At 29.9% G+C, this 20,871-nt stretch carries 21 protein-coding genes; 4 read left to right on the top strand and 17 right to left on the bottom strand.

Going from position 1 to position 20,871, the window contains the following annotated elements; genetic code table 11:
- Positions 1-253 precede the first annotated feature (253 nt).
- Positions 254-484: a hypothetical protein gene (locus tag AC1XJX_RS04250; protein WP_482002720.1), complete on the top strand. Its 231-nt coding sequence runs from the start codon at positions 254-256 to the stop codon at positions 482-484.
- Between the two features lie 35 nt (positions 485-519).
- Here the strand turns inward: AC1XJX_RS04250 and ettA are convergent, their stop codons facing one another.
- The 6 genes from ettA to AC1XJX_RS04220 all read right to left on the bottom strand — a co-directional run bounded on the left by ettA (position 520) and on the right by AC1XJX_RS04220 (position 5,668).
- Positions 520-2,211, bottom strand: coding sequence for an energy-dependent translational throttle protein EttA (gene ettA, locus AC1XJX_RS04245; protein ID WP_482002719.1), 1,692 nt, complete (start codon positions 2,209-2,211; stop codon positions 520-522).
- 34 nt (positions 2,212-2,245) lie between these two features.
- Positions 2,246-2,428, bottom strand: a complete 183-nt coding sequence (locus tag AC1XJX_RS04240) for a CAL67264 family membrane protein (RefSeq protein WP_482002718.1) — start codon at positions 2,426-2,428, stop codon at positions 2,246-2,248.
- Between the two features lie 211 nt (positions 2,429-2,639).
- Complete coding sequence (locus AC1XJX_RS04235; protein WP_482002717.1) at positions 2,640-3,815, bottom strand: OmpA family protein; 1,176 nt, start codon at positions 3,813-3,815, stop codon at positions 2,640-2,642.
- Positions 3,816-3,958: 143 nt separating this feature from the next.
- A complete protein-coding gene (locus tag AC1XJX_RS04230) occupies positions 3,959-4,678 on the bottom strand; it encodes a pirin family protein (protein ID WP_482002716.1) in 720 nt (239 codons plus the stop codon).
- A gap of 12 nt (positions 4,679-4,690) precedes the next feature.
- Positions 4,691-5,128 carry a MarR family winged helix-turn-helix transcriptional regulator gene (locus AC1XJX_RS04225; RefSeq protein ID WP_482002715.1) on the bottom strand — a complete coding sequence of 146 codons (438 nt, stop codon included), beginning with the start codon at positions 5,126-5,128 and terminating at the stop codon, positions 4,691-4,693.
- A gap of 9 nt (positions 5,129-5,137) precedes the next feature.
- The gene (locus AC1XJX_RS04220; protein ID WP_482002714.1) at positions 5,138-5,668 is read right to left on the bottom strand and encodes an NADPH-dependent FMN reductase; all 531 of its coding nucleotides are present in this window, start codon (positions 5,666-5,668) and stop codon (positions 5,138-5,140) included.
- A 147-nt stretch (positions 5,669-5,815) separates the two neighbouring features.
- On the opposite strand from AC1XJX_RS04220, the gene AC1XJX_RS04215 reads away from it, so the two are divergent.
- On the top strand, positions 5,816-7,444 hold the full coding sequence (locus tag AC1XJX_RS04215) for an acyl-CoA carboxylase subunit beta (protein WP_482002713.1): 1,629 nt from the start codon (positions 5,816-5,818) through the stop codon (positions 7,442-7,444).
- Here AC1XJX_RS04215 and AC1XJX_RS04210 read toward each other — a convergent pair.
- The 11 genes from AC1XJX_RS04210 to holA all read right to left on the bottom strand — a co-directional run bounded on the left by AC1XJX_RS04210 (position 7,441) and on the right by holA (position 19,374).
- Entirely contained in the window at positions 7,441-8,793 is a 1,353-nt protein-coding gene (locus tag AC1XJX_RS04210; RefSeq protein WP_482002712.1) for a M24 family metallopeptidase, read from the bottom strand. The two genes, AC1XJX_RS04215 and AC1XJX_RS04210, sit on opposite strands and share 4 nt — an antisense overlap.
- Positions 8,794-8,897: 104 nt before the next feature.
- Positions 8,898-9,701, bottom strand: coding sequence for a vWA domain-containing protein (locus AC1XJX_RS04205; RefSeq protein WP_482002711.1), 804 nt, complete (start codon positions 9,699-9,701; stop codon positions 8,898-8,900).
- A gap of 147 nt (positions 9,702-9,848) precedes the next feature.
- On the bottom strand, positions 9,849-10,379 hold the full coding sequence (locus AC1XJX_RS04200) for a carboxypeptidase-like regulatory domain-containing protein (RefSeq protein ID WP_482002710.1): 531 nt from the start codon (positions 10,377-10,379) through the stop codon (positions 9,849-9,851).
- 142 nt (positions 10,380-10,521) lie between these two features.
- Positions 10,522-12,285: a signal peptide peptidase SppA gene (gene sppA, locus AC1XJX_RS04195; protein ID WP_482002709.1), complete on the bottom strand. Its 1,764-nt coding sequence runs from the start codon at positions 12,283-12,285 to the stop codon at positions 10,522-10,524.
- Positions 12,286-12,317: 32 nt separating this feature from the next.
- Positions 12,318-13,394: an AMP-binding protein gene (locus AC1XJX_RS04190; RefSeq protein ID WP_482002708.1), complete on the bottom strand. Its 1,077-nt coding sequence runs from the start codon at positions 13,392-13,394 to the stop codon at positions 12,318-12,320.
- Positions 13,378-14,337 carry a CPBP family intramembrane glutamic endopeptidase gene (locus AC1XJX_RS04185; RefSeq protein ID WP_482002707.1) on the bottom strand — a complete coding sequence of 320 codons (960 nt, stop codon included), beginning with the start codon at positions 14,335-14,337 and terminating at the stop codon, positions 13,378-13,380. The genes AC1XJX_RS04190 and AC1XJX_RS04185 overlap by 17 nt, the downstream gene beginning before the upstream one ends.
- A gap of 1 nt (position 14,338) precedes the next feature.
- A complete protein-coding gene (locus tag AC1XJX_RS04180; RefSeq protein WP_482002706.1) occupies positions 14,339-15,373 on the bottom strand; it encodes an o-succinylbenzoate synthase in 1,035 nt (344 codons plus the stop codon).
- 105 nt (positions 15,374-15,478) lie between these two features.
- Positions 15,479-16,381 (bottom strand): 1,4-dihydroxy-2-naphthoate octaprenyltransferase, encoded by a 903-nt coding sequence (gene menA, locus AC1XJX_RS04175; protein ID WP_482002705.1) that lies wholly within the window; start codon positions 16,379-16,381, stop codon positions 15,479-15,481.
- Positions 16,381-17,220: a 1,4-dihydroxy-2-naphthoyl-CoA synthase gene (locus AC1XJX_RS04170; RefSeq protein ID WP_482002817.1), complete on the bottom strand. Its 840-nt coding sequence runs from the start codon at positions 17,218-17,220 to the stop codon at positions 16,381-16,383. The genes menA and AC1XJX_RS04170 overlap by 1 nt, the downstream gene beginning before the upstream one ends.
- Positions 17,221-17,696: 476 nt before the next feature.
- On the bottom strand, positions 17,697-18,362 hold the full coding sequence (locus AC1XJX_RS04165; protein WP_482002704.1) for a uracil-DNA glycosylase: 666 nt from the start codon (positions 18,360-18,362) through the stop codon (positions 17,697-17,699).
- A 7-nt stretch (positions 18,363-18,369) separates the two neighbouring features.
- The gene (gene holA, locus AC1XJX_RS04160) at positions 18,370-19,374 is read right to left on the bottom strand and encodes a DNA polymerase III subunit delta (RefSeq protein WP_482002703.1); all 1,005 of its coding nucleotides are present in this window, start codon (positions 19,372-19,374) and stop codon (positions 18,370-18,372) included.
- Between the two features lie 26 nt (positions 19,375-19,400).
- Here holA and AC1XJX_RS04155 point away from each other — a divergent pair, with 26 nt between their 5' ends.
- Both AC1XJX_RS04155 and AC1XJX_RS04150 read left to right on the top strand, forming a co-directional pair.
- On the top strand, positions 19,401-19,847 hold the full coding sequence (locus AC1XJX_RS04155; protein WP_482002702.1) for a type I restriction enzyme HsdR N-terminal domain-containing protein: 447 nt from the start codon (positions 19,401-19,403) through the stop codon (positions 19,845-19,847).
- The gene (locus AC1XJX_RS04150) at positions 19,844-20,833 is read left to right on the top strand and encodes a glycosyltransferase family 2 protein (protein ID WP_482002701.1); all 990 of its coding nucleotides are present in this window, start codon (positions 19,844-19,846) and stop codon (positions 20,831-20,833) included. The genes AC1XJX_RS04155 and AC1XJX_RS04150 overlap by 4 nt, the downstream gene beginning before the upstream one ends.
- Positions 20,834-20,871 lie beyond the last annotated feature (38 nt).

Below are 20,871 nucleotides of genomic sequence, written 5' to 3'. Positions count from 1 at the left end.
TCTAAAAGTAAATACCTGTTACTTTTTACATTTTTATTTAAAATATAATTGCTTATTGTATTTGTATAGTTTTTTATTAAAACGTTACAACAAGGTTTTTTTTATAACATTAAATAATTGATTTACAAAAATTTATGATTATATCTACGAAATTAATATACGAAAAGGGACTCTGGAATGTTTTTGTTTTTCGTGTTTTGTAATAAAATAATTATATATTTGAATAGCTATTAATTAAATTTTTGCGTTAACTATGCATCTTAACCAATTATTCCCTTTTTTATTTGTAGATCAGTCGAGTATTGTTACTATGTTAACCATTGTAGTGGTCTTTTTTAGTGTTTTATTACTTCTGGGAATTAGAAAGTCTTATAAATTAAAGAAGGAAAATGAACGATTGGATGAGATTAATAGAAAAATAGCTGAAGATGAAGAAAAACCCTATCAAGATTTTACTGATGGGCATATGTATGGCAATAACTAAAAAATGCTCACTTAAAAGCGAGCATTTTTAATATTTTACCTTACTAATTTTTTATACTTAATGCGTTTTGGTGTTAAATCGCCACCAAGTCTTTTCTTTTTATTTTCTTCATATTCACTAAAACTACCTTCAAAGAAATATACTTGAGAATCTCCTTCAAAAGCTAAAATATGCGTACAAATTCTATCTAAAAACCATCTATCATGACTAATCACTACAGCGCAACCTGCAAAGTTCTCTAAACCTTCTTCTAATGCACGTAACGTATTAACGTCTAAATCATTAGTAGGCTCATCTAAAAGTAATACATTACCTTCCTCTTTAAGTGTCATGGCTAAATGCAAACGGTTTCTTTCTCCTCCAGAAAGTAATTTAACTTTTTTGTTTTGCTCGCCACCAGAGAAATTAAATCGACTTAAGTAAGCTCTAGAATTAACTTCTCTCCCACCCATTAAAACAAGTTCCTGCTCATCACTAAAGTTTTGCCAAATAGTTTTCTCTGGGTCTATATTAGAATGCGCTTGATCTACGTAGGCTATTTTAGCAGTTTCTCCAACAATAAATTCGCCTTTGTTAGGTGATTCTTCACCCATTATCATTCTAAAAATAGTTGTTTTACCAGCACCATTAGGACCGATAACACCCACAATACCTGCTTGTGGTAATTTAAAGTTTAAATCTTCATAAAGTAATTTATCATCAAAACCTTTACTTACAGCAACTGCTTCAATTACATTAGTTCCTAAACGAGGTCCATTAGGAATATAAATCTCTAATTTTTCGTCAAGTTGTTTTTGGTCTTGACTTAATAATTTATCATAATTTTGCAAACGTGCTTTTTGTTTGGTTTGACGTCCTTTTGCACCTTGACGCACCCACTCTAACTCGCGTTCTAGTGTTTTTTGACGTTTAGATGCAGTTTTACTTTCTTGAGCTAAACGTTTCGATTTTTGATCTAACCAAGAAGAGTAATTACCTTTCCATGGAATTCCTTCGCCTCTATCTAATTCTAAAATCCAACCAGCTACATTGTCTAAAAAGTACCTATCGTGAGTTACCGCAATTACGGTTCCTTTATACTGTGCTAAATGTTGCTCTAACCAATGTACAGACTCTGCATCTAAATGGTTGGTTGGCTCATCTAAAAGTAATACATCAGGTTCTTGTAAAAGTAAACGGCATAAAGCCACACGACGACGTTCTCCTCCTGATAAAACACTTATTTTCTTATCACCATCCGGGGTACGAAGTGCATCCATTGCTATTTCTAGCTTAGTATCTAATTCCCAAGCATTGGACGCGTCTATTTTATCTTGAAGCTCGGCTTGACGATTCATAAGCTTCTCCATTTTATCTGGATTGCTATAAACTTCTTCTAAACCAAACATATCATTAATTTTATTGTATTCGTCTAGGATAGCAACAGTTTCAGCAGCACCTTCTCTTACAATTTCAATAACTGTTTTTGTTTCATCTAATTTTGGCTCTTGTTCTAAATAACCAACAGAATAATCTTGTAAAAATGTTACATCGCCTTGATAATTTTTATCTGCGCCTGCAATGATTTTAAGTAATGTAGATTTACCAGAACCATTTAAACCTAAAATTCCAATTTTAGCTCCATAGAAAAAGCTTAAATAAATATTTTTTAAAACAGGTGTATTACCACCTTGAAATGTCTTAGTTAAACCAGACATCGAGAAAATCACTTTCTTATCGTCACTCATTTTTGTAGCTACTATTTTTTATTATGAAAAAAAATTAAACACGTCCTTTTAAAGCATTAAAAACCCAAGCAATAGCAAAAAAGCCAATTCCAACTGAGGCAAAACCCCAACCTGCAACATCTTTATATCTAAACGCGCCTAAAGCGACTAAAGCTAATCCTACTATAATCATTATGGTTGTAGCCCAGGCTAAAACTGTATTTTTATTCATTGACATAATCTTTTCTATTTTTTGATGGTTAGTTTACAGGCAAATATCGTGTTTTAGTAGTAAAAGTTAAACATGAAAGGTTCTATATTTAAACTAATTTAATTTGACTGAAATATTTTAACAAAATTACTAACAAAAATTTATAATTTATTTCAATTACATAAAAAAATAGCTTGAGTTTAACTCAAGCTATTTCAAATTTTAAATAGTTTAAAAATTAGTGTTTAATAACTTTAATTTCAGATCTTCTATTTTGTCTATGTTTTTGTTCAGAACATTTAGTATTGTCATCACATTCATTAATTAGTTTAGTCTCACCAAAGGCTTTACCTAAAACTTTATGCTCTAAAATTTCATTTTCTAAAATATAATCAATGGTTGATTTAAGTCGCTTTTTAGAGAGTATCTGATTATAATCCTTAGGTCCTCTAGAATCTGTATGAGAAGTAATCTCAATTATTAATTCTGGATACTTATTTAAAATTGTTACTAACTTAGAAAGTATCTCTTTAGATGGTGTGTTTAAATTAGACGAGTTAAAATTAAAATATATTTTTTCTAAAGCGTTAATAGATTTTTCAATCTCAATAAGTTCATTTTCTTTAGCAGCTTGCTTTTCTTTTTCAAGTTCTGCTAATCTAGTAATTTCTTTTTCTTTAGCTAAGTTCTCGGATAACTCTCTTGCAGTTTGTTCAGCCTTAGTAGCTATAGCAATAGAATCATTTATTCTGATTTTTTCAGCCTCTAATTGATTGATTAGCGCTAATTTTTCTCTGCCTTTTTCTGTTAATTCCTTTTTAATATCAAATCTATAAACAACACCAATAGCATGTTGCTTATAATTAGTTGCATTTGAATTTAAAGACCATTTTCCAGTTGAATTAACATCTAATCCCCAATTATCTGAAAACCAGGCTCTAAAACCTAAAACTCCATTAAAAGTTCCTCTTGAGATACTATTAGCTTTAGAATAACCTAATCCTAAACCTACATAAGGGTCAAACCAACCTGTTTCACCAAAAAATTTATTTAAATCATAACTTAATCGCGCATCAAAAGAATAAAACTCTTTTTCTTCGTTAATGTTAATTTTATCAACTCTGGTTCCTTTGTTGTATTTAGAAAAAGCAGCAATAGCTTCAATCCCTAATCCGTTTTCAAAATATTTACCAATACTTACACGTGATGGATATGGAACTCTATTCCAAGACTGGTTAACATTAAATAAATTATTTAAAACATCACCAGAGTCATCAATAGTATTGTATCCTAATCCAAAAATCCAGGAACTCACTACTATTGAGTCTTTTTTTGTTAATAGTAATTCTTGAGCTGTAAATTGTTGTACAGTAGATGTTAGTAATACTACTAAAAGTATTTTTTTAAGTTTCATTTTAATTGCGATTTGGGTTGCGATGCAAATTTTATTTAAATAAAACTATATAAAACAATTTAAACTTTAAACTGTTTATTTTGTCGATGAGATGATAATAATAATTAAATAAAGCACCTTTTTAGGTGCTTTTGGCTAATAAATTAAATTAAAGGAACTTCAATAAATAAAAGTCCAGAATCTTCATTTGTCTCTATTTTAAAACTTTTTGTATCTGAAACACCTATAGCATCCCTTGTTTTTAATGAGTTTTCATTTATCAGAGTTTTACCATAAATGGTCATAACATAAACACCGTGATTATTACTTTTTAATTGATAATCAAAAGTTTCACCTTTAACTAAATCAATTCTTGATATTAAAGCATCTTGATGAATTTTCAAACTTCCTTCATGATTTTCATCAATTGACGAAACTAAAGTTTGAAGTTTATTTTTTCTTTCGGCTGCTTGGAAAGTTTTTTGATCGTATCGAGGTGTTACATTTCTTTTATTAGGAAGTATCCATATTTGAAATAAACTCAAATGTTCAGTTGCAGAACCATTTATTTCAGAATGCTGTACACCTGTTCCAGCACTCATCACTTGTACCTCACCTGGAATGACTGGAATCCACTTATCACCCATATTATCTCTATGCTTCAGTACACCATTTAATGGAATAGTAATAATTTCCATATTATCGTGAGGATGTGTGCCAAATCCCATATTTGGCGCAATAACATCATCATTTAGAACTCTTAATGCTCCAAATTGTATTTTATCTTTATCAAAAAAATTAGCAAAACTAAATGAATGATTAGCTTGTAACCAACCGTGGTTTGCAAAACCTCTACTCTCTGCTTTGTGAATAACTGTTTTCATTTTTTCTTTTTTTTATCTCATTTTATCAAGTAAATTACTTAAAACAAGAGCATCTTCTTCGTTTAAATTTTTTAATAAGTCCTTGTTTAAATTATCTGGAATTGATTGTAATAGCTCTTTACCTTTTCCTGTGATTACAATCTTTACCACTCGCCTATCGTGTATACATGGTAGTCTATCTATATAATTTTTTAAATAAAGTTTGTCCATTAATCGTGTAGCATTGGGAGAACGTTCAATCATTCTGTCTTTAATAATTTGAACATTTAATGCTTCATTTGCACCATTCAAAATTCTCAAGATATTATATTGCTGAGGAGATATCCCAAAAGGTTTAAAAAACTCGTTTTGACAACTGGAAATCCAATTGGCAGTATACAAAATATTCAATAGGGCCTTAACCTTATTGTTTGGGAATTTTGAGTTAATATCTTTACTAATATCTCCCATTGAAAATTATTAAATACTTTTTTGAAATTGTTTAACAGCGTTATTTAACTGAGAACTGAAATCATCATTAACTATTTCTCCGTTTTTAAAGTTGTCTCCAAAAAATGGTAAAGAAAAAGTTTCGATAATATTTGCTTCATGATATGGAAATCTTGCTGAAGCAATTTCTAAAGCTGTTAAACCACCACGACCTCCTGGTGATGTAGCCATAAGCAACATAGGTTTATTGAAAAACATTTTTCCTTCTATTCTAGTTAACCAATCAAAAAGATTTTTAAATACCGTAGCATAAGTTCCATTATGCTCTGCTAAAGACAGTACGATTCCATCTGTGTTTTTTAAAATATCTAAAAATTTATGAGCATTATCTGGAATTCCACTCTCGTTTTCTAAGTCTATATTATATATTGGTAAATCAAAATCATTTAAATCCAATAATGTAACATTTACATTTTTAACTAGACTTGATGCATAGGTAGCTAATTGTTTATTAATTGATTCTTTACTATTAGAACCTGCAAAAGCAATTATATTTTTCATATGTTTTATTTTTTTATGTGACAAAGATAGTTTGAAGTAATTTATTTTCCAAGGAAACTAATTCCGTGTTATATAATTTATGAATTCATTAACAACTACATCTAAAAATTTTTGAAACTTTTGTAACTTAGCACAAACTAAATTGCTATGGATATCAACTTCAATAAAAACGAAGATTACAACAAACTTCTTGTTTCAGAACTCAATAAACGCCTTGCAAAAATTAAACTCGGTGGTGGGAGAACACGAATAGAAAAATTACATGCGCAAGGAAAAATGACTGCTAGAGAGCGTGTTAATTACTTATTAGATTCTGATAAAAAAGTTTTAGAAATTGGCGCTTTTGCTGGTGAAGATATGTACAAAGAACATGGTGGTTGCCCATCCGGAGGTGTTGTTGTTAAGATAGGTTATATTAAGGGGAAACAATGTATAGTTGTTGCTAACGATGCTACAGTTAAAGCGGGTGCTTGGTTCCCTATTACAGGAAAAAAGAATTTAAGAGCGCAAGAAATTGCCATAGAAAACAAGTTACCAATTATTTATTTAGTTGATTCTGCTGGTGTTTATTTACCAATGCAGGATGAAATTTTCCCTGATAAAGAACACTTTGGTCGCATTTTTAGAAACAATGCTATCATGAGTAGTATGGGAATTACCCAAATTGCAGCGGTTATGGGAAGTTGCGTTGCTGGTGGTGCATACCTCCCTATTATGAGTGATGAAGCTTTGATAGTTGATAAAACAGGAAGTATCTTTTTAGCTGGCAGTTATCTAGTGAAAGCTGCTATTGGCGAAACTATTGATAACGAAACGCTTGGAGGCGCAACAACTCATTGTGAGATTTCAGGAGTTACAGATTATAAAGCTAAAGATGATAAAGATGCTTTAGACACTATAAAGAATATTGTTGATAAAATTGGTGATTTTGACAAAGCTGGCTTTAACAGAAATGATTCAAAGAAACCCAAAGAAAATCCTGAGGATATTTACGGGATTCTTCCAAAAAGTCGTGCAGATCAATACGATATGTATGAAGTTATAAAACGATTGGTTGATAATTCTGAATTTGATGAATATAAAGCAGGTTTTGGTAAAACTATTATTACCTGTTATGCGCGTATTGATGGTTGGGCAGTGGGTATCGTTGCGAACCAACGTAAACTTGTAAAAACAGCTAAAGGCGAAATGCAGTTTGGAGGAGTAATTTATAACGATAGTGCAGATAAAGCAACTCGTTTTATTGCGAATTGTAATCAGAAAAAAATACCACTAGTCTTTTTACAAGATGTAACAGGTTTTATGGTAGGTAGCAAAAGTGAACATGGTGGTATCATAAAAGATGGTGCTAAAATGGTAAACGCCGTTAGTAATTCTGTTGTTCCAAAATTTACTATAATTGTCGGAAATAGCTATGGAGCAGGTAATTACGCTATGTGTGGAAAAGCATACGACCCTAGAATAATTGTTGCATGGCCAAGTGCAGAACTAGCAGTTATGAGCGGAAACTCTGCTGCAAAAGTTTTATTACAAATTGAAAAAGCTTCGCTTGAAAAACAAGGTGAAAAAATTACACCTGAAAAAGAAGCGGAACTTTTCAATAAAATAAAAGATAGATATGACGATCAAGTATCACCATATTATGCCGCAGCCAGAATATGGACTGATGCTATTATAGATCCTCTTGATACAAGAACCTGGATAAGTATGGGTATTGAAGCCGCTAACCACGCACCTATTGAAAAGAAGTTTAATTTGGGAGTTTTACAAGTTTAGTTACCTTGGTGAGACTTAACTCTTGGAATTAGTAATAGTTCTGTTTGTCTCCCATTTACATATCTAAAACCGTCTTCTTCATAAAAACCAGCTTCCTCTAGCATGATACGTATATCTCTTTGCCATTCAGGAATTGTTATAGTCGTGTTTAGCTCAATAGCATAAACGGTATTGGTATTTAAAGGATAATTCTCACCATCATCTTTCATAACACCACCTTGAGAATCCCACATACCAATTGTTGTTCCTGCTGAATGTCCATAAGAACCTAATGGGTGTGTGTATATGGAAGGTCGGAAACCTGCATTTTTAGCTTCTTCTAAAGATTTTGCTAATATGTCATTTCCTGTTCTACCCTTAACCATATTATTTGTTAAAAAATCTTGAACTTTATTTCCTTCTTTAAGACCATCAACTAAAAATTTTGGAGCTTCTTTTTCTTCTGGCTTTAAAACATAAGCTAACTCTTGACAATCTGTATTTAATCGCAAATACGTTATTCCGAAATCGCAATGTAATAAATCTCCCGGTAAAATAGTCAGGTCATCTGGTCTACCTGAAAATGAATATAAATGATTTACTAATTTCTCACTACTTCTTTGAACATCCACAGTAGGATGAAACCAAGTTTCAAGTCCTAAATTTGTCACTTTTTGACGCATCCACCACTCAACTTCTGTTGTTGTTGTAATACCTGGTGTTATAACTTTTTCTGAAAATGCCTCAGCTATTATATCATGAGTTATATCGACTAATTGATTATAAATAATCATTTCAGTAGGTGTTCTCATTTCAATCCATCTAACAGCTAACTGCTCAGCAGAAACTACTTTAGAATGCATATTTTTAGGAAGATAAGTCATAAATTCCTCATAATCAGTTTTTACTAAACCATCTGCAATATTATGGTCTTTAGAAAAATTTAAACCTATTTTAGTTGGTTTACGTTCTTCTATCAATTCGATAAGCCTTTTCCATTGATCTGGTTGTTTTTCTTTATCCCATGCAGAAATAATATTTTTACCAACATTATATCGCGCAACTGCTAACTTTTCAATAGTATTTTTAGCTTTATCTCTATAAAACAATAAAATGGTTCTTCTTCGAGCATTTAACCAAGTTGCTGGCAACATGGTTTTAATTACTGGATCTTCATTATATTCTCTTGAAATTACTAACCACATATCAATACCTGAAGCATCCATTAATTCTGGTAATAGATTAGTAAATCGTTCATTTAAAATAAGATCTAAAACCTCTGCTCTTTTTTGCTCAGAAAGAATTTGTTGCGCATTTATTTTTAAAGAAAATAAAAGAATAAATAGAGAAAGTAATTTGAAATTCGTCATTGGTTAGCTTTTTCCAACTAATTTATGGAATTAATCTTTTATTCCAAATATTAATTTTACAGGTAAACTTTTTAAAACTCCAAACTACTTTATCTTAAATTGATTTATCCAATTATACCTGAGTATTTTTTTATGAGTCTAACAATTAAATCATTTAACTTTTCAACTTTATATTCTGGAGTAGTAGGTTTTATATGCGGATTACCTATACCACTATCATCTGTTAAAAACACGTAGGTTCCGTTTGTTGACAAACTAAAAAACCTCATTAAAAACTCAACATTTTTATCAGCACCACTAGCTACTATTGGGATTATTTTTATGCCTTTTTCTTGTGCTTTTTTTATTTGATTTTTTATTAAAGAAACATTTTCCTGAGTTAAATGAGGTGGCGCATCTAATAATAAAAACATTAATCTAGATTTGGCATTTTCGTTCCAAGCTTTTTCCAAAGAAATCTTTAATGCTTGCTCTACAGCTTCTTCGTAATCGCCTCCGCCATTGGCTGATTGTTTTGATAAATTATGCCTTACAGATTCAATGTCTTCATCAAAATCAAAATCTCTAACTAAATATTCATCCCCACTATCTCTATAAAATGTTAAAGCCACTCTTTTTTTATCAATCTTACTATCTAATCTTGAAATAATATTTTTAATTTCAGACTTTAAATAATTAATTTCATCACTCATAGAGCCAGTTGCATCAACAGTAAACATAACATCAATATCATTTGAAACATTTTCAGAATCAATTAAAAAATTGACATTTTTATGATTATCTGTTATTTTCTTACCCAATACATTATTTCCATTAATAACTTGAACCACAAAATATTTATTTTTATACAATTTATTTAAATCCTTAAATAGGACTACTTTTCCTGAAACATCAGTTTTAGCAGTCATGATTTGCTCATTGAAATCATTAAATAGCGTAACCTTAACGTTATTAACAGGGTTTCCATCATTATTTAAAACATAAACTTCAATTTTGTTTTGGAGATAAAAGCCCCAATTATTCTGAATGTTTTTTGGCTCTCTACTTTTTAGCGCTCATAACCAATCACTCCATTTTTCTAAATCATTAATTTCTCCAGCAGTTAACTGTCCAGATTGAGGCTCAGAAATTGAATCGTATGCTGTTTTTGATTTTGAATCTGTTATTTCTAAACCAGCAACTTTTCCTGATAACGCTCTTGACACACTTTCAGTTTTTAAAGAACTAACAGTATAACTTAAACTTTTGCTTTCCCTTTTAGTACTATAGCCAACAATAACTATTTCATCTAAAGATGCCTTTTCAATTTCTAGGGAGACCGAGATTTCTATATGTTTTTCTACTTTTTTTTCAGTAGTAATATATCCAATAAATGAAAAAACTAAAACATCTGAATCTTTAACGTTTATCCAATATAATCCATCAAAATCTGTTTGAACGCCTTTACTGGTTCCTTTAACTAAGACATTTACTCCTGGTAATGGAAGTCCTGATTCGTCAGTAACTACACCAGAAATCAATCGTTCTTGTGAGTGTATTTGTATTGAAATTAGAAATACAAAAAATGTTTTTAATACTGTTTTCATAATAGTTGATTTATAAGTTTACCATAAAACTAAAACCAACAATAAGATTATAAAACTAGTAATGAGTGAATGATGTTTTTGGGTGAGTAAAGCATTAAAAAAGGGATAAACGCTCGTTTAACCCTTTTTATTTTTTTAGTTTTTACTTAATTTCTGTATTAAAGGGAAATAATAATTGAATACCTTTTTTCTGTTTTAGGGCTTTTATTTCTTTGTACATCTTGTAATTTTCTTCGCCTAATTCTTCTATTAAAAGCTTCTCTTTAGCTTTTACTAAACCAAAATCTTCAAGTATTTTGTCAAGATTTTTTCTGAAGACTGGAAATTCTTTTATTTTGTAATCTTCAATTTCAGCAGCTTCAGCAGCACGTTGTAAAGCCAAGTCTAAACCACCTAATTCATCAACCAAGCCAATATTTAAAGCATCAATACCAGTCCAAACCCGCCCTTGGGCAATGGCTTCAACTTCATCCATAGTCAAATTTCTACCTTCTGAAACACGTTTAGTAAATAACTGGTAAACACCTAAAACATCTTCTTTAATGAAAGCACGTTGGGTGTCATCTAGTGTTTCAAAAAAACTAAAAGATACAGCGTTTTTGTTGGTTGCAACCTGCTCTGCGTTTATACCCATTTTATCTGCCAATCCTTTACCATTAAGTAGCGTTCCAAAAACACCAATACTTCCTGTAATAGTAGTTGGTTCTGCAACAATATGATTGGCATTTGATGCTATATAATAACCACCTGAGGCGGCTAAATCTCCCATAGATACAATTATTGGTTTAACTTGTTTTGTAAGTTCTATTTCACGTAAAATTAGCTCACTTGCTAAAGCACTACCTCCAGGCGAGTTAATTCTTAATACTATGGCTTTAATTTTATCGTCTTCTCTTGCATCTTGCAAAGAACTACTCATAGTGCCTTGACCAATAGTGTTCTCATCACCTTCTCCATAAATAATTTCTCCCTCAGCATAAATAACAGCTATCTTATTTTTTATGGAATAATTCTGCAATTTAGTTGAAGCATATTCTGCATAATCTTCAATAGTAATGAATCTTAAATCATCTGAGTAATCAACACCAACTTCATTTTTAATTTCATTTATATATTCATCATAAAATGTTATTTTATCAATAAGTTTTGATGATTTAGCTAAGTTTGGATTTCTAGCTAAAAGACTATCCGCGATATTATTTAAGTTTTCAACACTAATATTTCTACTTTCTGAAATATCATTTTTTATTTCACTCCAAAGAGAATTTAAATAAGCTAAAATTTGCTCTCTATTATTATCACTCATTTCATTATCTAAAAATGGTTCTACAGCACTTTTATATTTCCCTAAACGAATCACTTCCATTTTAAGACCAGATTTTTCTTGAAAATCTTTAAAATATAAACTTTCAGAATACAGACCTTTAAACTCCATCATTCCAACAGGATTTATATAAATGGTATCTGCAACAGAACTTAAATAGTAGTCTTTTTGGGAATAGATATCTGCATATGCCACAATAAACTTGCCTGATTCTTTAAACTTTAATAATGCTCTTCTTAAAGCTTTTGTTTGTGAAATACCAGCATCTATAAAATTATTATCAATTGAAATTCCTTTAATATTATCATCTGATGCTGCATAATTGATGGCATCTATAATATTAAATAACCCATTTTTTTTATTTTCATTTAAAAATGTGTATTCATCAAAAATTGTTTTACCAGCATAATCTTTGATGGTAAAATCTAATCTTAAGTCTAATACAGAATTTGGTTTTACTTTTACAATTTCTTCATCATTAGAACCAAACAAAGCTCCTAGAATAATTAAACCAATAAAACAGATAAATAAGAATACGAAAATACCTGTAACTGTTGATAATACTCTTTTTATAAAATTCATATATTTTCTTTTTGAAACACTTAAAATTTAGTTTACAAATTTAATAGATTTATAGTGTTTTTTCGTTGTATTTTACCAGATTTGGTTTCTTTAAAAATTGGAATATTAAATATTTCTTTAGGTTTTTCATAAGTATCTAAACATTCAAAAATTTGAGAATCTAGGTTGTTATTATTACCTTCTAAAACAAGGATTACTTTTTGCCCTAAAGTGTCATCAGGTTTTGATGCTATAAAGAACCTTTGATCTAATTTATTATTTAATTTGCGTTCTATTTCTTCAGGAAATAATTTAATGCCACCAGAATTAATGACGTTATCATAACGACCTAACCAATCAAAACTAGTTTCAGAATAAAGTGTAACGACATCATTGGTGATTATTTTTTCTTTTGAAAGATTGGGTGCGTCAATAACTAAACAGTCCCTATAGTCTGTCGACAAAATAATATTTGGTAATGTTTTAAAATAAGATGAATGAGCGTTTTTGTTTACTTCAAAATGATTCAACTTTTTTAAAGCAATATGGGTAACGGTTTCTGTCATTCCATACGTTTCATAAATATTAGTATTTATATCTTGAACGGCATCTGTAATAGCTTTTGAAACTTGACCACCACCCACAATAACTGTTTTTATATTATCAATTGTTTTAACAACATTTTTAAGTTGCATGGGCGTAAATGCACAAAAATCATAGACTTTTGCTGAATCAATTTTCGGATTTACTGTAGGTTGAATAGTATCTAATTCTAGCCCTAATATAATAGCTCTTATCAGCATCATTTTACCAGCTATATAATTTGATGGCAAACCATGTAAAACTTTATTACCAGGTTTTAGGTTGAAAAAGTCTCCTGTTGCTATGGCAGAATTTACCATAGCCTGCTTTTTAGTGTTTATTTTTTTTGGTTTACCGGTAGAGCCAGATGTTTGTAATTCTATCTCATGGTTATCATCCAACCAATCAAGTAAAAAATTACCAATTTCACGCTGATAAGTTTCACCTTCCTTAATATAGCTATAAGCAATATCTTTAAGCCCATTAAAGTTATAGCTATACCCATTTAACTTGAATTTTAAATGTATGTTCTTAAAGTTGGGAATCATTAGCAACTATATCTTCTATAATTTTATAATCTTCTTTTGGTGGCTCTACAACGCTTCCAAAAAGTTTATTTTTCCAATCACTCCATTTGTAAACCTTAGAAAAAATAAATAATATGATTGGATAAAAAACTAAAACTGGAACTAAAATTTCCATCACAGTCGTACTAGCCTTCTCAGCTGTATATTTAAAAATGGCATCGGTTTGTAATGCAGACCAATCACTTGTAACTAAAAGTGCTGCTAATAAATTATTACCTAAATGAAAACCCAAGGCTAATTCTAAACCATCATCCATCAGAGTCATAATTCCTAGTAGTAACCCGGTTCCAATGTAAAATATCATAGTTATAAAACCCATTTCTGCAACTTCAGGGTTAGCACTATGAGCCACCCCAAATAAAACAGAAGTAAATATTAAAGGAAACCATTTGTTTTTGACAATTATGCCAATATGCTGCATAAGATATCCTCTAAAAAGATACTCTTCTAAACCAATTTGAAAAGGAAATAAAATAATACTAATAAAAAATAAAACAGCAAATTTAACTGGATTAAATTGTAATTGTATTTGACTAGGATCTGAAAAATAAGCCATAGTAAAAGATAGTATTGTAATGGTTACTATGAGGCCGAATGACAAAAAAAATCTTTTAAAATCCACCTTTTTTCTAGCGGTTGTAAGGGATAAAATACTTCTTTCGTGAATAAATTTCACCATCACAAAGAGTAATCCTAACAAAAATGCAAAAGGCAAAAGATTTACAACTAATGACAGGTTTGAAGGTATTGTCTTCATCATATCATAAGCCGCTTGCATATCTTCTTTTGAAGTAAAAAGATATACTATGAGGTTTACAATAAAAATACCAGAAATTAAAAAAGCTGTTATTAAAAACATCCAAAGTTCTCGTTTTCCTTTATACGCTTGTTGTATGTAATTCATATTATAAATTAAATTTAAAATCTATTAAGTTATTATATTTCAAAGTACCATTTTCAACCTCTAAAGGACTATCAAAATTATTGGTAAAAAGTCCTCCTGTTCCAAGTCCTTGAGGTAAAGTATTGTTTTTTTTGTAGGTGTATTGAGCAATAGCATTTAATCCAATATTACTTTCTAAAGCACTTGTAATCCACCAGCCTATATTATTTTTTTCAGCAGTTTCTATCCAAGCATCACTTCCTTGAAAACCTCCAACTAAACTTGGTTTTAGTATGATATATTGTGGTTTTATAGTTTGTAATAATTCTGTTTTATTTGTTACAGAAAACACACCTATCAATTCTTCATCTAAAGCAATAGGCAAAGGTGTTTTATCACATAATAGTGCCATTTCTTGAATTTGTCGTTGCTTAATAGGTTGCTCTATAGAATGTAAATCTAAGTCTGATAACATTTTTAATTTTTCTAAAGCGTCAAAAGGAGAAAATGCACCATTAGCATCTACACGTAATGTAATATCTTTTGAAGTGAAATGTGTTCTTATTGATTTTAAAAGGTTAATTTCTTTTTTAAAATCAATCGCTCCAATTTTCATTTTGATACAATTGAAACCTGCTTCAATTTTCTCTTTAATTTGTTGTTTCATGAAAGCTTCAGAGCCCATCCATATTAAACCATTTATACAAATTGAATCTTCTCCTTTTGTAAACTTTGAAGGAAATAATTCAAAAGTGTTTTGATTTTCTATAGATTTAAATGCTGTTTCTATTCCAAATTGAATACTAGGAAACTCCTCCAACTCTAATAACAATTCATTTAAACTTAAATTGATGTTTTTGCAAACCCATTCCAGCTTGTCTTCATAATCTGCTCTATCATCTATTGAAAGACCTCTAAACAAACCACATTCTCCAATACCCAATTTATTATTATTCTTTATAATGATAAACCAAGTTTCTTTAGTTTTTAAAACACCACGAGAAGTCCCACTAGCTTGTTTAAAATCGAGAATATACTTTTGGTAAGTCGCAGTCATATGTGCCTCTAAAATAATCAATTAAAATACTTAACTAGCATGTCTACAAAAACTAAATCTTATCATTTTCAAATCACAATAATTTATAATTAACACTTTTATTATTCAAATCAAATAAGCTAAACCCATTAAAACGGATAATAAAAAGGTAGTTAGTGCCAATTTTTTTAATTCAGGATCTAATAATTTAGGTTCTTTATTTTGATTGATTTTTTTTAGGTGTATTAATAAGGGTACATAAGATATTGTGAAAAATAAACTAAGTGGGTTTATATAGTATAATATTACGAATAAACCAGATATTACTATGGCTGATAAAATAAGTAGGTTGTGATAAACTTTAATATTCTTTTCTCCAAGAATAACAGCTAAAGTAATTTTGTTAGATTTTTTATCAGAAATAATATCTCTCATATTATTAAGATTTAATACAGCTACACTCAACAAACCAATTGTAATAGCAGGAAGTATTGTGACATGATCTATTTTTTTTCCAAACAACACATAGCACCCAATAACACTAACTAAACCAAAAAAAATAAAAACAAAAAAATCACCTAAACCTCTGTAGCCATAGGCATTTTTTCCAACTGTATATCTTACTGCTGATATTATAGAAGCTATGGCTAATATAAAGAAAAGTAGCGCGAGAAAAATATACTTTACACCAAATGCTATATATACAAGAGCGCAAGAAAGTGCTATGGAGATAATAATATTTAGTTTTATGCCATTAAATAATTCCTCAGGTGATATTTTACCAGATTGAATAGCTCTTTCAGGGCCAATTCTATTATTGTTATCAGTGCCTTTTACACCATCACCATAATCATTTGCTAAGTTAGAAAGTATTTGAAAACTTAATGTGGTTAAAATTGCGAACAAACATATTTCCCAATCAAAAAAACCATTATAATATGCAAAACAAGATGCTAGGATAATACCAGATATAGATAATGGCAAAGTTCTTAAACGCATGGTAGAAATCCAGATTGAAAACTTTTTCATTATGGAATCCATTTTTTTTCAAAATTAGGCTTACGCTTTTCTAAAAAAGCATTTCTACCCTCTTTAGCTTCATCAGTCATATATGCTAAACGCGTTGCTTCTCCAGCAAAAACTTGTTGTCCTACCATGCCATCATCTGTTAAATTCATTGCAAATTTTAACATTTTTATAGATGTGGGTGATTTTGCAAGTATCTCTTGAGACCATTGATATGCTGTAATCTCTAACTCATTATGAGGTATAACAGCATTAACCATTCCCATATCATACGCCTCTTGTGCGGAGTAATTTCTACCTAAGAAGAAAATTTCACGAGCTCTTTTTTGTCCAACCATTTTGGCTAGGTATGCAGACCCATAACCGCCATCAAAACTTGTAACATCAGCATCAGTTTGCTTAAAAATAGCATGCTCTTTACTGGCTAAAGTTAAATCGCAAACCACATGCAAACTATGTCCACCACCAACTGCCCAACCTGTTACAACTGCAATGACTGCCTTTGGCATAAAACGAATAAGTCTCTGGATTTCTAAAATATTTAATCTGTGGTAACCGTCTTCTCCAACATATCCTTGATGACCTCTAGCTTTTTGGTCGCCACCACTACAAAATGAATAAACACCATCTTTTGTTGATGGTCCTTCTGCCGATAATAATACAACACCAATATTTACATCTTCTCCAGCATCGTAAAATGCATCATAAAGCTCTCTCGTTGTCTTTGGTCTAAAAGCATTCCGCACATCTGGTCTATTAAATGCTATTCTAGCCACACCATTACACTTTTGGTATGTGATATCTTCATATTCTTTACATACCACCCATTTTGGCTCATCCATTTTCAATATTTTCTTCAAAAATAAATTTTATTTAATTAAAACTCTCATGATGTTATAAAATAATGAATATCAAAAATGACTAAATTGATTTTTCAATTAAATAATTCAAAGCCAATTAACGATACTAAATTTATGAAAACCATATTTTGATAGCTTCTATTTAAAATATTATTAAAAATCTTATTTTATTTTTTTGATATAACAAAAACCAAAAATACGTAGAAGTACGTATTGTTTTGCCTTACAATAATTTATAATTTTAAATGTTTTTAAAATATTTAACAATAAATTTGCTTTTAATCGAAAAATTCATGTATTTTGTCGAGTATTTAATCCCCCAATGCCTATGTTATTAAAAATTACACTCTCTATCTTAGTCCTTACTCTTGTCAACTTATTACTTTTAAAAATTAGTTGCAATAAAATTGATAAAACCAAAAAACAGTTTAAAGAACCTGTTAAATTTAGACCTGAGATTACCATATCACGGGAGCCAGAGACGCTTGCTCCAACAGGTAGTTAGTTTTGCTAAAGTGACCATTACCAAACCAATATCCTCTATTTGCGCTCAATGGTGATGGATGTCCTGTTGTTAAAACTACATGATTTTTTATATTTATAAACTTAATTTTTTGTTTAGCATAACCACCCCATAATAAAAATACAACCCCTTTTTTATTATCGCTTATTTGTTTTATTATTTCATTTGTAAAAATTTCCCAACCTTTTTTTTGATGGCTCCCAGAAATATGAGCCCTTACTGTTAAGGTAGCATTTAATAATAAAACACCTTGTTCTGCCCATCTTATTAAATTTCCACTAATAGGATGAGGAATTCCTAAGTCGTTCTCAATCTCTTTAAAAATATTCAATAATGAAGGTGGATGTTTAACAGCATCATTGACTGAAAAACACAATCCATTTGCTTGATTAAAATCATGATAAGGATCTTGTCCTATTATAACTACTTTAACTTGATCAAAATGACAATGATTAAAAGCATTAAATATTTGATTCTTTGGAGGATAACAAACATAATTCTCATATTCATAATCAATAAAATCCTTTAATTCTTTAAAATAAGATTTATTAAACTCATCATCAAGAAATGGTTTCCAAGTATCATGAATATCAAAATTCATATTAAAATTAATTTAAAATTCTAACTAACAACTCTTTTAGTAAATCCCCTTGAGAAACCGCATTAGAACCGACACCTTTACTTTTAACATCAAATTCTCGAAGAACAGATACGACTTCACTTACCTTACGCATTGGATAATTGCGAGTCGCTATAATATATTCGTTAACAAAATACGGATTAATTTTTAAGGTTGTCGCAACACTTCTAGGTGATTTATCATTCAATCCATGAAAATGAAGTAATTGTGAAAAAAAATTGAATAATAAGGAGACTGTAACTACCATAGGATTATCCTTTGGGTTTTCGGCAAAATAATTCACTATTTTAAAAACTTTAACAGTATCTTTTTCTCCAACGGCCTTTCGCAATTCAAAATTATTATAATCCTTACTTATTCCTATATTTTCTTCTATATGTATTGGCGAAATTTGTGTCCCTTGAGGTAAAATGATTTGTAGCTTTTCTAATTCGTTATTTATTTTACTTAAATCAGTACCTAAAAACTCTAAAAGCATTTGAGCGGCCTTAGGAGAAATTGTATAATTTTTTGTTGACAAAACACGCCTTATCCAGTCTGACACTTGGTTTTCATACAGTTTTTTACTTTCGTAAACAACGCCAATTTTATTAATAGCTTTGTATAAAGCTTTGCGTTTATCTATTTTTTTGTACTTGTAATTAATAACTAATATGGTTGTGTTTTGGGGGTTTTCAGCATAAGAAACTAATTTTTCTATGGTACGAGATAAATCTTGCGCTTCTTTTACAATAACAACTTGATATTCTGCCATCATGGGATAACGTTTGGCGTTTCCAACAATATCCTCAATAGTTACATCTCTACCATATAAAACCATTTGATTAAAACCCCGTTCCTCTTCAGTTAAAACCGTTGTTTCTATAAAATTAGATATTTTATCAATGTAATAAGCTTCTTCTCCCATCAAAAAATAAATGGGTTTCAATTTCCTGCTTTTTATATCTGTTACTAATTGTTTTACTTCGTCCATTAAAAAAAAATCACCAAATTTGTGTAGTGCAAAAATTAAACTTTCCTACATATTCGTTTCGTTTCAAAAGTAGCGAAAATAAAATTTCTATTTTTGATAGTATTCGTAAAAAGTTTGTGGTTTTACAACCTGAAGAATGGGTGCGTCAAAATTGTATTCAATTTTTAATTACTCAAAAAGGATATCCCATTTCATTAATTAATGTTGAAAAAGAACTTATTATAAATTCTTTAAAAAAACGATATGATATTGTGGTTTTTAATAACGATGGTAGCATTCATTTGATAGTGGAATGTAAATCTACTAAAATTGATATAAATCAAGATACATTCGATCAAATAGCACGTTATAATTTATCTTTAAACGCCAATTTTTTAATGGTCACTAATGGATTAAATCATTATTATTGCCAGATGGATTTTATAAATGAATGTTATAATTTTATGACAGATTTACCAGATTACAAAAAATGAAATTAGCCATTATCATATTAAACTGGAATGGAAAAGAATTACTTAAAAAATTTTTGCCATCAGTCGTAGCGCATTCTAAAGAAGCTACTATTTATGTTGCAGATAATGCTTCTAGTGATGATTCGGTTGCCTTTGTAAAATCAGCATACCCAAACATAAAAATCATCAAAAACCAAAGCAATGGAGGTTACGCACTGGGCTATAACAATGCCTTAAAGCACGTTGAAGCCGATATTTTTTGTTTATTAAATAATGATGTAGAAGTGACCAAAAATTGGCTTTTACCCATCTTAAAAACTTTCGAAGAAAACAAAAATACAGCCATTATTCAACCTAAAATAAAAGATTACAAAAAAAAGGCTTATTTTGAGTATGCTGGTGCAGCAGGAGGTTTTATTGATAAATATGCCTACCCATACTGCCGAGGTCGTATTTTTAATACCATTGAAGAAGATCTTGGTCAATATGATGATACTTCTGAGATATTTTGGGCTTCTGGAGCTTGTTTTTTTATAAGAAGCCAAGTTTTTAACAAATTAAATGGATTTGATGATTATTTTTTTGCGCACATGGAAGAAATTGATTTATGTTGGCGCGTAAAAAACTCAAAATATACTGTTAAATTTATTAGCAATTCTGTAGTGTACCATATTGGTGGTGCAACTTTAAACCATACCAGTCCTAAAAAAACATATCTAAACTTCAGAAATAGTTTGTTTACACTTACAAAAAATGCTAAAGGAAATTTGTTCCCAATCATATTAATTCGATTGATTTTAGATGGTATTGCTGCCATAAAGTTTTTAACAGATTTAAAACCAAAACACACATTAGCCATTTTAAAAGCACATTTTAGCTATTATTATCATTTAAAAAGATTGCTAGAACAACGAAATTTGACAAAACACAAAATAAAATATTACAACAAAACATCCATAGTATTCGAATATTTCGTAAATAAAAAGTCTGAATTTAAAAGTTTATAAATAGTTAGCAAAAGTTTTGTTAACAATGCATAAACGTG

The organism is Flaviramulus sp. (assembly GCF_982512915.1).
Note: the sequence above shows the minus strand (reverse complement) of the source record. Positions and strands in the feature narration are given on the sequence as shown.